The following is a 12850-nucleotide window of genomic DNA, read 5'->3' on the forward strand; positions in this document are numbered from 1 at the left end:
GTCAGGGGCTCCTCGGAATCAGACCGCTATCGGTGTGTAGACGGAGTTCTTCTGGGCGCTCTCCTCCACCGCCGCGAGGACGCGCTGCACCTGGAGCCCGTCGGCGAAGGAGGGTGCGGGCCGGCGGCCCTCGGCGACGGCGTGGACCAGGTCGCGGGCCTGGTGGACGAAGCTGTGCTCGTAGCCGAGGCCGTGGCCGGGCGGCCACCAGGCCTCCAGGTAGGGGTGGTCGGGCTCGGTGACGAGGATGCGGCGGAAGCCGGCGTGAGCGTCGGGTTCGGTGCCGTCGTGGTACCAGAGCTCGTTGAGCCGCTCCAGGTCGAAGGCCAACGAGCCGCGTTCGCCGTTGAGTTCGATGCGCAGGGCGTTCTTGCGGCCGGTGGCGTACCGGGTGGCCTCGAAGGAGGCGAGCGCGCCCGAGGTGAAGCGGGCGGTGAACACGGCGGCGTCGTCGACGGTCACCTGTCCGGTGCCGGCGGCCGTGACCGCGGACAGGCCCCGCGCGGAGCCGCCGGGCAGCGGGCGCTCCCGTACGAACGTCTCGGTGAGCGCGGAGACCCCGGCCAGCTGCTCGCCGGCCAGGTACTGCGCCAGGTCGACGATGTGGGCTCCGAGGTCGCCGAGCGAGCCGGAGCCGGCCAGTTCCTTGCGCAGCCGCCAGGTCAGCGGGGCCTGCGGGTCGACCAGCCAGTCCTGGAGGTACATCACGCGGACGTGCCGCAGGGTGCCGATCCGGCCCTCGGCGACCATCCGGCGGGCCAGCGCGGTGGCGGGAAGGCGGCGGTAGTTGAAGCCGACCATCGCCAACTGGCCGCGCTCGTACGCGGCTTCTGCGGCGGCCGTCATCGTCTCGGCCTCCTCGACGGTGTTCGCGAGGGGCTTCTCGCACAGGACGTGCTTGCCGGCGGCGAGCGCGGCCAGGGCGATCTCGGCGTGGCTGTCGCCGGGGGTGCAGATGTCGACCAGGTCGACGTCGTCGCGGGCGATCAGGGCACGCCACTCGGTCTCGGCCGCCGCCCAGCCGTGCCGGTCGGCCGCCGCACGCACGGCGGTCGCGTCCCGCCCGCAGATCGCGGCCAGCACCGGGCGCCTGGGCAGGTCGAAGACGCGGCCCACGGTGCGCCAGCCCTGGGAGTGGGCGGCGCCCATGAAGGCGTACCCGACCATGCCGATGCGCAGCGGAGGCTTCTCGGACTCGGCCCCTTCGGACGTGTGCGGCTGTGCCATACGGATGTCCTCCTCATCATCGTGGCGCGGTGGGGGGTGGGGCCCGACCGAGATATCCGGTCGGGCCGGTGAGCAGGGCGCCTCACTGGAAGCCGGTGGACATGTACTGGTCGACGTTGGTCTTGTCGACGACGGCCGAGTAGAGCGTGATCGACGCCGGGATCTCGTACTCGGCGAGGCCGCCGACGCCCTTGCCCTGACCGAGGGCGCGGGCCAGGTCGATCGCGGAGGCGGCCATGGTGGGCGGGTAGAGGACGGTCGCCTTCAGGACGCCGTTGTCCTGTTCGATGGCCTGGAAGGCGGAGAGCGCGCCCGCGCCGCCCACCATCAGGAAGTCGTCGCGGCCGGCCTGCTCGATGGCGCGCAGCGCGCCCACGCCCTGGTCGTCGTCGTGGTTCCACAGGGCGTCGAACTTCGACTGTGCCTGGAGGAGCTGGGCCATCTTGGCCTGCCCGGACTCCACGGTGAACTCGGCGGCCTGGCGGGCCACCTTCCGGATGTTGGGATAGTTCTTCAGCGCGTCGTCGAAGCCCTTGGTGCGCTGCTGGGTCAGTTCCAGGTTGTCCAGCCCTGCCAGTTCGATGACCCGGGCATTGGGCTTGTCCTTGAGCTTTTCGCCGATGTAGTGGCCGGCGTTGAGGCCCATGCCGTAGTTGTCGCCGCCGATCCAGCAGCGGTACGCCTGCGGGGTGTTGAAGATCCGGTCCAGGTTGACCACCGGAATCCCGGCCCGCATCGCCTTGAGCCCTACCTGGGTGAGCGCCTTGCCGTCGGCGGGCAGCACGACCAGGACGTCGACCTTCTTGTTGATCAGCGTTTCGATCTGACCGATCTGCGCGGCCGTGTCGTTGGAGCCCTCGGTGATCTCCAGAGTCACGTCCTCGTACTTCTCGGCGCGGCTCTTGGCGTTCTCGTTGATCGCGTTGAGCCAGCCGTGGTCGGCCTGCGGGCCGGCGAATCCGATGGTGACCTGCTTGCCCGGCTGGTCGTCGGCGGCCGGCTGGTTGCTGTCGGCGGCCTCACCCTGCTCTTTGGGCTCGTTACTCGTGCAACCTGCGAGGAGGGCACCGGCCGAGACGGCGGCGGTCCCGAAGAGCAGTCCTCTGCGTGTGGGGAGCTGTGACATGGCGGTGAACCCTTTCCTCAGGTCGTGCTCGCGGTACGGCGCTGGACCAGCACGGCGGCGACGATGATCGCGCCCTTGGCGATCTGCTGGACGTCGCTCTGCAGGTTGTTCAGGGCGAAGATGTTGGTGATCGTGGTGAAGATCAGGACGCCGAGCACGGAGCCGACGATGGTGCCGCGGCCGCCGCTGAGCAGCGTGCCGCCGATGATCGCGGCGGCGATGGCGTCGAGTTCGTAGAGGTTGCCGTTGGTGTTCTGACCGGAGCCGGACAGGATGATCAGCAGGAAGGCGGCGATACCGCAGCACAGCCCGGACAGCAGGTAGAGGTAGAGTCGCTGGCGGCGGACGTCGATGCCGGCCAGCCGGGCCGCCTCCGCGTTGCCGCCGACGGCGACGGTGCGGCGGCCGAAGGTGGTGCGGTTCAGGATCAGCCAGCCGATGATCGTGACCACGGCGAAGACCAGGACGAGCGGCGGGATGCCGAGCACGTACGCGTCGCGTTCACCGAGGTCGAGGATGCCGTCGACGGTGACGATCTGTGTCTTGCCGTCGGTGATCTGCAGCGCCAGTCCGCGCGCCGAGGCCAGCATGGCGAGGGTGGCGATGAACGGGACCATCCCGCCGTACGCGATGAGCAGTCCGTTGACCAGGCCGCAGCCGAGCCCGACGAGCACCGACGTGAAGAGGATGCCGCCGAAGCCGTACTCCTGCGTGGCGACGGTGGTCGCCCACACGGAGGCGAGCGCGACGATCGCGCCGACCGACAGGTCGATGCCGCCGGAGGTGATGACGAAGGTCATGCCGACGGTGACGACGCCGATCACCGAGGCCTGGGTGAGGACGAGTTGGAGGTTGCGGATGTCGAGGAACTCGTCCGGCTTGGTGATGCCGCCGATGACGACCAGCGCGGCGAGCACGCCGAGAAGGGACAGGGTGCGGACATCGGCGCGGGCCATGAGGCCGCGCCAGGCGGGGAGTTGACCGACCGGCGGCACCTTGTCGGTGCTGCCCCGCGGCGGGGAGACGGGCTGCGTCATGACGCCGGGCTTCCTTCCATCACGAGGTCGAGTACGCGGTGTTCGTCGAGTTCACGGGCGGGGGCGGTGTGTACGACGCGGCCCTCGCGGAGTACCAGGACGCGGTCGGCGAGGCCCAGCACCTCGGGTACTTCACTGGAGACCAGCAGGACGGCGAGGCCCTCGTCGGCGAGTCGGCGGACCACCGCGTACAGCTCGGCGCGGGCGCCCACGTCGACTCCGCGGGTGGGTTCGTCGAGCAGCAGGACGCGGCAGCCACGCAGCAGCCAGCGGGCCAGGACGGCCTTCTGCTGGTTGCCGCCGGAGAGCGTGCGCACCGGCACGGAGGGGTTGTCGGGCCGCAGCGACAGTTCGCGGGTCACCGCTCGCGCGGCGCTCAGCTCGGCACCCCGGTCGATCCAACCCCCGCGTGAGAAGCGGGACATGGAGGAGACCGAGACGTTACGGGTGACCGACTCCAGCATCAGCAGGGCCTGCGCCTTGCGTTCCTCGGGCGCGAGTCCGAGTCCGGCACGGACGGCGGCGCGCACGCTGCCGGGCTTCAGCGGCCGTCCGTCGACCAGCACCTGGCCGGAACTCGGCTTGCGGGCCCCGTAGATCGTCTCCAGGATCTCGGAACGCCCGGAGCCGACGAGCCCCGCCAGACCGACGATCTCGCCGGGCCGCACCCTCAGGTCGAACGCCTCGAACTCCCCGTCCCGGGCCAGTTGCCGGACCTCCAGCAGCGGCTCGCCCTGCGCCGGTGCGGCCGGCCGGTCGGGGAAGACGTACTCGACGTTGCGTCCGGTCATCAGCGCCACCACCTCACGCGTCGGCGTCGACTTCGCGGGCAGTCCGCCCGCCACCGCCCGCCCGTCCTTCAGCACGGTGACCCGGTCGCCGATGCGGCGGATCTCCTCCAGGCGGTGCGAGATGTAGACGACGGCGACGCCGTCGGCGGTGAGGTCGCCGACGATCCGGAAGAGGTTGTCGACCTCGTCGGGGTCGAGGGCGGCGGACGGTTCGTCCATCACGATCAGCCGTACGTCGTGGGAGAGCGCGCGTGCCATGGAGACGATCTGCTGCTGGGCCGCCGACAGCTCGCCGACCAGACGTGCGGGGTCGATCTCCGGGTGGCCGAGCCGTTTCAGCAGCTGCGCCGTCGCGGCCTTGGCCGCTCCCCGTCGTACGACGAAACCGGCGGCCGTGGGTTCATGGCCCAGGTGCACGTTTTCGGCCACCGACAGGTGCTCCACCAGGTCGAGTTCCTGGTAGATGGTGGCGATGCCGAGGCGCATGGCGGCGATGGGCGAGCGGAGGGTGACCGCCTCGCCGCGCCAGCGGATCGTGCCGTCGTCGGGCTGATGGGCGCCCGCCAGGACCTTGATGAGTGTGGATTTCCCGGCGCCGTTCTGGCCGAGCAGACAGTGCACTTCACCGGCCTGGACGTCGAGGTCGACGCCGTCCAGGGCGCGGACGCCGGGGAACGACTTGGTGATGCCGGACATGCTGAGCAGCGGTGGTTCTGATGCCATGTGGGTTCCCCTTGGCGGGCGTGCGGGCCGGTTCAGGGCAGGGCAAAGCAGAGCAGGGTGCGGTACTGGACGAGCTGTGGTGCGCGGTCTCGTTACGCGGGTGAGAACAGGTGGTCGCTGATCAGTCGGGCCGCGCCGATGACTCCGGCGGTGGGGCCCAACTCCCCCAGAACGATGGGCAGGTTGCCGGTCGCCAGGGGCAGCGACTGGCGGTAGACCTGGGTGCGGATCGCGGCGAGCAGGGTGTGGCCGAGGCCGGTCACCCCGCCGCCGATCACCACCAGACCGGGGTTGAAGAAGCTGACCAGGCCGGCGATGACCTGGCCGGTGCGGTTGCCGCCCTCGCGGATCAGCTCGAGGGCGGTGGCGTCGCCGGCGGCGGCCGCGGCGGCGACGTCGATCGCGGTGAGGCCGCCGTTCGCCTCCAGCCTGGACGCGAGCTCGGCGGAGAGGTCCTGTTGAGCCGCCTCCAGCGCGTCGCGGGCGAGTGCCGCGCCGCTGAAGTGGGCCTCCAGGCAGCCCCTGTTGCCACAGGCGCACGGACGTCCGTCGGGCACGGCCTGGATGTGCCCGATGTCGCCCGCGGAACCGGTCGTACCGCGGTGGACCGCACCGCCGACGACGATGCCGCAGCCGATGCCGGTGCCGATCTTGACGCAGAGGAAGTCGCCCACGGAGCGGGCGACGCCCGCGTGCATCTCCCCCATCGCCATCAGGTTCACGTCGTTGTCGACCATGACCGGGCAGCCGAGTTCCTGGCTGAGCGCCTCCCGCACCGGGAAGCCGTCCCAGCCCGGCATGATCGGCGGCGCCACGGGGACGCCCTCGGGGAACCGGACCGGACCGGGGACGCCGATGCCGGCGCCGTCGAAACCCTCGGCGAGCCCCGACGCCTTCAGCTTGGCGGCCATGGCCAGGACCTGCTCGAAGACCGCGACCGGGCCCTCACGCACCTCCATCGGCTGGGTGATGTGCCCCAAGATCTCCAACTCGGCGTTGGTGACCGCGACATCGATGGAGGTCGCGCCGATGTCGACGCCGAGGAAGCGCAGGTTCGGCGCCAGCCGGATGTTGTGCGAGCGGCGTCCGCCGCGCGAGGCGGCGAGCCCGTCGGCGACGACCAGGCCCGTCTCCAGGAGCCGGTCCACCTCCACGGCCAGCTTGGACCGCGACAGGTCGACCTGATCGCCCAACTGTGCCCGGGAGTTGGGCCCGCCGTCGCGCAACAGCTTCAGCAGCCTGGCCTGGTGGGCGTTCGCGGGTCGTGCCGTCATGCGTCTCACAAGCCCCTCCCCGCCTCGAATCGGCCATCGCTGTCCGGCTTTCGAGGGGGAACGTAGCAGCGGCTGCCGGGACTGGGAAGAAGCTGCGCACGAATTGCCGCCGACTTTCTCCACTCACAGGACAAAGGCGTAGACGCACCGGTGCTCTGTGGACCGGAGGAGGCCGGCCACCTCGGGTTACGACCGCTGGCGGGCATGGTACGAGCGGCGGGTGTGCTCGGTGTGCTCGCGCATGAGCCGGGTGGCCCGCTGCTCGTCGCGGTCCGTGATCGCCGCGATCAGCTCCCGGTGTTCGATCCAGGACTGCTGCCCGCGCTGCCGGGCGACCGGCGTGTAGTACCAGCGCACCCGGCGGTCCACCTGGGCGGCGAGTTCGGCGAGGACCGCGTTCCCCGCCAGTTCCATGATCTTCGCGTGGAAACGGGCGTTGAGCGCCACCGCCCCCTCCACGTCGTCGGCGGCGACCGCGCCCTCGCCCTCGGCGCACAGCTCCTCCAGGGCGGCGACACCCGCGCTGCCCGCGTTGGCGGCGGCGAGCCGGGCCGCCTCGGCCTCCAGGAGCGTACGGACCGTAAGCAGCTGGTCGGCCTCCTCCTCGGTGGGCTCGTGCACGAACGCGCCCTGAGCGGGCCGCAGATCGACCCACCCCTCGGTGTTCAGCCGCTGCAACGCCTCGCGCACCGGCTGCCGGGAGACGCCGAGATGCCCGGCCAGTTCGCTCTCGACCAGGTGCTGACCGGGCTGGAGGGCGCGGGTGGTGATGAGTTCGAGCAGCGCCTCGTAGACGCGATCGCGCAGCGGACCGGGCCGTTCGAGCTTGGGCACCGCCCCCTGCGGCAGTCCTGTCGACAACATCGGTCCCCCTCCTCGGCAGGCCGTGCACAGCAGCCGTAAACCAATGGAAAGACAGTATCAATTGTCTTTCGTCTACAGTCTACGGCGCACAAATGCCAGGCCCCCGGGGAGTCGATCGCGTCACACCGCGTGGTCCGTGCAGGTCAGGGGCACCGGACGACCTGCCCGGCGTACGACAGGTTCCCACCGAAGCCGAACAGCAGCACCGGATCCCCGCTCGAGATCGCGCCCTGCTCCACCAGCTTGGAGAACGCCAGCGGGATACTGGCGGCCGAAGTGTTGCCGGACTCGGAGACGTCGCGCGCGACGACCGCGTTCACCGCGCCGAGCTTCTGGGCGAGCGGCTCGATGATGCGCAGGTTGGCCTGGTGCAGCACGACGGCGGCGAGGTCCTCGGGGGCGAACCCGGCACGCTCGCAGGCCTGGCGGGCGAGGGGCGGCAGTTGGGTGGTCGCCCAGCGGTAGACGCTCTGGCCCTCCTGCGCGAACCGCGCGGGCTCGCCCTCGATGCGCACGGCGTGCCCCATCTCGGGCACGGATCCCCACAGCACCGGACCGACACCCGGCTCGTCGGCGGCCTCCACGACGGCGGCCCCCGCTCCGTCGCCGACGAGCACACACGTCGTCCGGTCCGTCCAGTCGGTGACGTCGGACATCTTGTCGGCGCCGATGACCAGCGCCCGGGTCGCCGCACCCGCGCGCACGGTGTGGTCGGCGGTGGCGAGGGCGTGGGTGAAACCGGCGCACACCACGTTGATGTCCATCGCGGCGGGCCGGGGGATGCCGAGCCGGGCGGCGACGCGGGCGGCCATGTTCGGGGAGCGGTCGACGGCCGTCGAGGTGGCGACGAGGACCAGATCTATGTCGCCGGGGGCCCGTCCGGCCGCCGCGAGCGCCTTGGCCGCGGCGTGTGCGGCCAGCTCGTCGACCGGCTCGTCGGGGCCGGCGATGTGCCGGGTCCGGATGCCGACCCGGGACGTGATCCACTCGTCGCTCGTGTCGACCATGCCCGCCAGGTCCTCGTTCGTGAGCACTCTGGCGGGCTGGTAGTGGCCGACGGCGGCGATCCGCGAGCCGTTCATGGTGTCCCCCTCCTTGTTGCGGTTAGCGGGGTTCACCAGTCTGATCAGTGACTCGCGGGTACGACGGCAGGTGAAGCCACAGGAATCGGCGGCCCGGATTGTCGGCTTCCCTCAGATTCCCGGACGTCCGGCAAAGTCGACGTCCGGCACAGTCCCGAACGCCCGGGCGGTCACCCGGTGAACAGTTGGGTGGCCTTCCGTACGAGTTCGTACAGGCCGTAGGCGAGCGGCGCCCCCACCCACAGCCAGGCGAAGGCGATCAGGGGCCGCCGGTCAGGCGGACTCTGGCTGCTGTCGTCGGACATCGGTGGCCTCCCTCGGGGCGGACAGGTGGTGGCGGGGGTGGACGGGGCGGACCAGTTCGTTGGCGACGAATCCGACGACGAGCAGCCCGATCATGATGACGAACGACAGCCCGTACAGGGACGCGCCGTGCTTGCCGGCCTCCTCCTGCCGGTCGGCGATCCAGTTGACGATCAGCGGACCGAGCACACCGGCCGTGGACCAGGCGGTGAGCAGTCGTCCGTGGATGGCGCCGACCTGGTAGGTGCCGAAGAGGTCCTTCAAGTAGGCGGGGATGGTGGCGAACCCGCCGCCGTAGAAGGACAGGATCACCAGCGCGCACAGGATGAACAGCGGCTTGGAGGAGTCGCCGAACAGTGCGATGAGCAGGTACATCAGCGCGCCCGCGCCGAGGTAGACGCGGTAGATGTTCTTGCGCCCGATCAGGTCGGACGTCGACGACCAGCCGATGCGGCCCGCCATGTTGGCCGCCGAGAGCAGGGCGACGAATCCGGCGGCCGCCGTCACCGAGACCGGCGTGGAGGTGTCGGCGAAGAAGTCCGTGATCATCGGTGCGGCCTTCTCCAGGATGCCGATGCCGGCGGACACGTTCATGCAGAGCACGACCCACAGACACCAGAACTGCGGGGTGCGCACGGCGTTTCGCGCCGACACCTGCACGCCCTCGACCACGCTCGGCCCGTCGGCCACCGGCTTCTCGGTCCGCGGCACCCGCACCAGCAGTACGCCGAGCAGCATGAACACGGCGTACGACAGCCCGTGCACAAGGAAGGCGAGCGCGATCCCGGAGTTGTCCGAGCCGAACGACTCCAGCATCTGGGCCGACCAGGGTGAGGCGATGAGCGCGCCGCCACCGAAGCCCATGATGGCGATGCCGGTGGCCATGCCGGGCCGGTCCGGGAACCACTTGATCAGTGTGGAGACGGGCGAGATGTAGCCGATGCCGAGGCCGATCCCGCCGACGAAGCCGTAGCCGAGGACGATCAGCCAGTACTGCTCCGTCGCCGCGCCGAGCGCGGAGAGCAGGAAGCCCGACGAGAAGCACACCAGCGCCACGGTCATCGCCCAGCGCGGCCCGTTGCGCTCCACGAGCGTGCCGCCGAACGCGGCCGACAGACCGAGCATGACGATGCCGAGCTGGAAGGGCAGCGCACTCTGCGTGCCGCTGAGGTCGAGCGCGGATTCGAGCGGTGGCTTGAACACGCTCCAGGCGTAGGCCTGGCCGATGGACAGGTGGACGGAGAGCGCGGCGGGCGGCACCAGCCACCGGCTCCATCCCGGGGGTGCGACGGGGGGACTCATGATCCCGAACGGTAGGAAGGAAGAGGGAAGTTGAGAAGCCGACGCGTCGACCGTATGCGGTGAACGGTATCCCGGACGCGACGAACGGTCGGCGTTCGAACTCTTGCCGACCCAACTTCCATACTGTAGACAATATTTCGTCGACAAGGCACGAAACCGCCGTCGAACACCCCGGACCCACCCCGACCACCTCCGCGGTATCCCTCAAACCGAACGGAGTTGTCCCTGTGAAAGTCGCAGTCCTCGGCGCCGGTGCGATCGGCGCCTACGTCGGCGCCGCGCTCCACCGCGCGGGTGCCGATGTGCATCTCATCGCCCGTGGACCGCATCTGGCGGCCATGAGGCAGCACGGAGTGCAGGTGCTCAGCCCGCGCGGCGACTTCACCGCGCACCCCCACGCCACCGACGACCCGGCCGAGGTCGGCCCGGTCGACTATGTCTTCCTGGGCCTGAAGGCCAACTCGTACGCGGCGTGCGGGCCGCTGATCGAGCCGCTGCTGCACGACACCACGGCGGTCGTGGCCGCCCAGAACGGCATCCCCTGGTGGTACTTCCACCGGCACGGCGGCCCCCACGACGGCCACCGCGTCGAGAGCGTGGACCCGGACGGCGCGGTCAGTGCGGTGCTCGCGCCCGAACGGGCCGTCGGCTGTGTCGTCTACGCGGCCACCGAGCTCGAAGGACCGGGTGTCGTACGGCACTTGGAAGGCACCCGGTTCTCCATCGGCGAGCCCGACCGCAGCGTGTCCCGGCGGTGTCTCGCCCTCAGCGAGGCCATACAGGCCGGCGGGCTGAAGTGCCCGGTCGAGCCGGACCTGCGCAACGACATCTGGCTGAAGCTGCTCGGCAACATCTCCTTCAACCCGATCAGCGCACTGGCCCGCGCGACCATGCGGCAGATGTGCCTGCACGGCGGCACCCGCAGGGTCATCGAGATCATGATGACCGAGACCCTCTCCGTCGCCGAGGCCCTCGGCTGCAAGGTGGGCGTCTCCATCGAACGCCGCCTCGCGGGCGCCGAGAAGGTCGGCGACCACCGCACCTCCACGCTCCAGGACCTGGAGCGCGGCAAGCCGCTCGAACTCGACGTACTCCTGTCCGCCGTCGTCGAGTTGGCGGACATCACCGGCGTGGACGTGCCCACCCTGCGCACCGTGCACGCCATCTCTGACCTGCTCGCGCTGAGGAGCGCCGCATGAGGAAACGCCAGTCCACGAAGACGTACACCCGGCTCACCCACCCCCTGGTCCGCGACTCCCGCGACGAGCCGCTGCGCCGGGCCACCTGGGACGAGGCGCTCGACCGGACCGCCCGGGGCCTGGCGGCCGTCCGCGGCGCGTTCGGCATGTTCTCCTGCGCCCGCGCCACCAACGAGATGAACTACGTGGCGCAGAAGTTCGCCCGCGTGGTCATGGGCACCAACAACGTCGACTCCTGCAACCGCACCTGCCACGCGCCGAGTGTCGCGGGCCTGTCCGCCGCCTTCGGCTCGGGCGGCGGGACCTCCTCGTACGAGGAGGTCGAGCACACCGACGTCATCGTGATGTGGGGCTCCAACGCCCGTTTCGCGCACCCGATCTTCTTCCAGCACGTACTGAAGGGGATCAGGAACGGCGCCCGGATGTACGCGGTCGACCCGAGGCGGACGAGCACCGCCGAGTGGGCGGAGAGCTGGCTCGGCCTGAACGTCGGCACGGACATCCCGATGGCGCACGCGATCGGCCGCGAGATCATCCACGCCGGTCTGGCCAACGAGGCGTTCATCGAGCGGGCGACCAGCGGCTTCGAGGAGTACCGGGCGCTCGTCGAGCCGTGGACGCTGTCCCTCGCCGAGAAGGTGACCGGCGTGCCCGCCGCCGCCATCCGGGAGTTGGCGCACGCCTACGCCCGAGCCGAGCGCGCCCAGCTGTGCTGGACCCTCGGCATCACCGAGCACCACAACGGCACCGACAACGTCCGCGCCCTGATCAACCTGTCCCTGCTCACCGGCCACGTCGGCCGCTACGGCGCCGGGCTCCAGCCCCTGCGCGGCCAGAACAACGTCCAGGGCGGCGGCGACATGGGGGCCATCCCCAACCGTCTGCCCGGGTTCCAGGACATCCTCGATGCGGACACCCGGCTCAAGTTCGAGTCGGCCTGGGACACCGTCATCCAGCCGCACTACGGGCTGAACCTGACCGAGATGTTCGAGGCGATGGAGGAGGGAACGCTCAGGGCCGTCTACTGCATCGGCGAGAACCCGGCGCAGTCGGAGGCGGACAGCGGACAGGCGGTACGGCGGCTGCAGGCCCTGGACTTCCTGGTCGTCCAGGACATCTTCCTGACGAAGACCGCCGAACTGGCCGACGTCGTCCTGCCCGCCACCGCCGGCTGGGCGGAGACCGAGGGCACGACCACCAACAGCGAGCGCCGGGTCCAGCGCGTACGCCGGGCCGTGACCCCGCCCGGCGAGGCCCGCGAGGACATCGACATCATCTGCGACCTGGCGGCCCGGCTCGGCCACGAATGGAAGTACGCCGACGCCGAGGCGGTCTGGAACGAGCTCAGGTCGGTGTCCCCGGACCACTACGGGATGACCTACGAGCGCCTGGAGGACCACCAGGGCATCCAGTGGCCCTGCCCCAGCACCGAGCGGCTCGAACCGACCTATCTGCACGGCCGGTTGTGGGAGACCGACCCGGCGAAACGGGGCAGGCTCGCGCCCTTCGGGCTGGTGCAGCACGATCCGCCCGTCGACCTCACCGACGAGGAGTACCCGATCCGGCTCACCACCGGGCGGCGGCTCGACTCCTACAACACCGGTGTGCAGAGCGGCGGTTTCGCCTCCCCGCTCCGGCGCGGCGAGTACGTCGAGCTGTGCCCGGAGGACGCCGAGCGGTACGGGGTCGTGGTCGGCGAGGAGGTCCGGGTGACCTCACGGCGCGGCTCGGTCGTCGCGCCGGTGTGGATCGACCCGGCGCTGCGGCCCGGGCTCGCCTTCATGACCATGCACTTCCCCGACGAGGTGGACACCAACCAGCTCACGATCGAGGCCAACTGCCCGATCGCGGGGACAGCGGAGTTCAAGGCGTCGGCGATCCGGATCGAGAAGCTCCCCGTCGCGACCATCGTGAGGTGACGC

Annotated in this window: 11 protein-coding genes; 2 read left to right on the forward strand and 9 right to left on the reverse strand. The window is 70.5% G+C overall.

The window, feature by feature from the left end; all coding sequences use genetic code 11:
* Positions 1-18: 18 nt before the first annotated feature.
* The 9 genes from ACKTSN_RS07600 to ACKTSN_RS07640 all read right to left on the reverse strand — a co-directional run bounded on the left by ACKTSN_RS07600 (position 19) and on the right by ACKTSN_RS07640 (position 9729).
* Complete coding sequence (locus ACKTSN_RS07600; protein WP_409468385.1) at positions 19-1227, reverse strand: Gfo/Idh/MocA family protein; 1209 nt, start codon at positions 1225-1227, stop codon at positions 19-21.
* An 82-nt stretch (positions 1228-1309) separates the two neighbouring features.
* Positions 1310-2353 (reverse strand): substrate-binding domain-containing protein, encoded by a 1044-nt coding sequence (locus tag ACKTSN_RS07605; RefSeq protein WP_409468386.1) that lies wholly within the window; start codon positions 2351-2353, stop codon positions 1310-1312.
* A 17-nt stretch (positions 2354-2370) separates the two neighbouring features.
* A complete protein-coding gene (locus tag ACKTSN_RS07610; RefSeq protein WP_409468387.1) occupies positions 2371-3390 on the reverse strand; it encodes an ABC transporter permease in 1020 nt (339 codons plus the stop codon).
* Positions 3387-4904 carry a sugar ABC transporter ATP-binding protein gene (locus ACKTSN_RS07615; protein ID WP_409468388.1) on the reverse strand — a complete coding sequence of 506 codons (1518 nt, stop codon included), beginning with the start codon at positions 4902-4904 and terminating at the stop codon, positions 3387-3389. Before ACKTSN_RS07615 ends, ACKTSN_RS07610 begins: the two co-directional genes overlap by 4 nt.
* 92 nt (positions 4905-4996) lie before the next feature.
* Positions 4997-6178: an ROK family transcriptional regulator gene (locus ACKTSN_RS07620; protein ID WP_409468389.1), complete on the reverse strand. Its 1182-nt coding sequence runs from the start codon at positions 6176-6178 to the stop codon at positions 4997-4999.
* A gap of 186 nt (positions 6179-6364) precedes the next feature.
* Positions 6365-7042, reverse strand: a complete 678-nt coding sequence (locus ACKTSN_RS07625; RefSeq protein WP_409468390.1) for a GntR family transcriptional regulator — start codon at positions 7040-7042, stop codon at positions 6365-6367.
* A gap of 143 nt (positions 7043-7185) precedes the next feature.
* Positions 7186-8124 (reverse strand): beta-ketoacyl-ACP synthase III, encoded by a 939-nt coding sequence (locus tag ACKTSN_RS07630; RefSeq protein WP_409468391.1) that lies wholly within the window; start codon positions 8122-8124, stop codon positions 7186-7188.
* 170 nt (positions 8125-8294) lie between these two features.
* Positions 8295-8429, reverse strand: a complete 135-nt coding sequence (locus ACKTSN_RS07635; RefSeq protein WP_263579290.1) for an MFS transporter small subunit — start codon at positions 8427-8429, stop codon at positions 8295-8297.
* Positions 8398-9729, reverse strand: coding sequence for an OFA family MFS transporter (locus tag ACKTSN_RS07640; protein WP_409468392.1), 1332 nt, complete (start codon positions 9727-9729; stop codon positions 8398-8400). Before ACKTSN_RS07640 ends, ACKTSN_RS07635 begins: the two co-directional genes overlap by 32 nt.
* Positions 9730-9956: 227 nt before the next feature.
* Here ACKTSN_RS07640 and ACKTSN_RS07645 point away from each other — a divergent pair, with 227 nt between their 5' ends.
* Both ACKTSN_RS07645 and ACKTSN_RS07650 read left to right on the forward strand, forming a co-directional pair.
* Entirely contained in the window at positions 9957-10928 is a 972-nt protein-coding gene (locus ACKTSN_RS07645; protein ID WP_409468393.1) for a 2-dehydropantoate 2-reductase, read from the forward strand.
* The gene (locus ACKTSN_RS07650) at positions 10925-12847 is read left to right on the forward strand and encodes a molybdopterin oxidoreductase family protein (protein WP_409468394.1); all 1923 of its coding nucleotides are present in this window, start codon (positions 10925-10927) and stop codon (positions 12845-12847) included. Before ACKTSN_RS07645 ends, ACKTSN_RS07650 begins: the two co-directional genes overlap by 4 nt.
* Positions 12848-12850 lie beyond the last annotated feature (3 nt).

The sequence above is a fragment of the Streptomyces flavusporus genome (genome assembly GCF_046267975.1).
GTDB lineage: Bacteria > Actinomycetota > Actinomycetes > Streptomycetales > Streptomycetaceae > Streptomyces > Streptomyces flavusporus.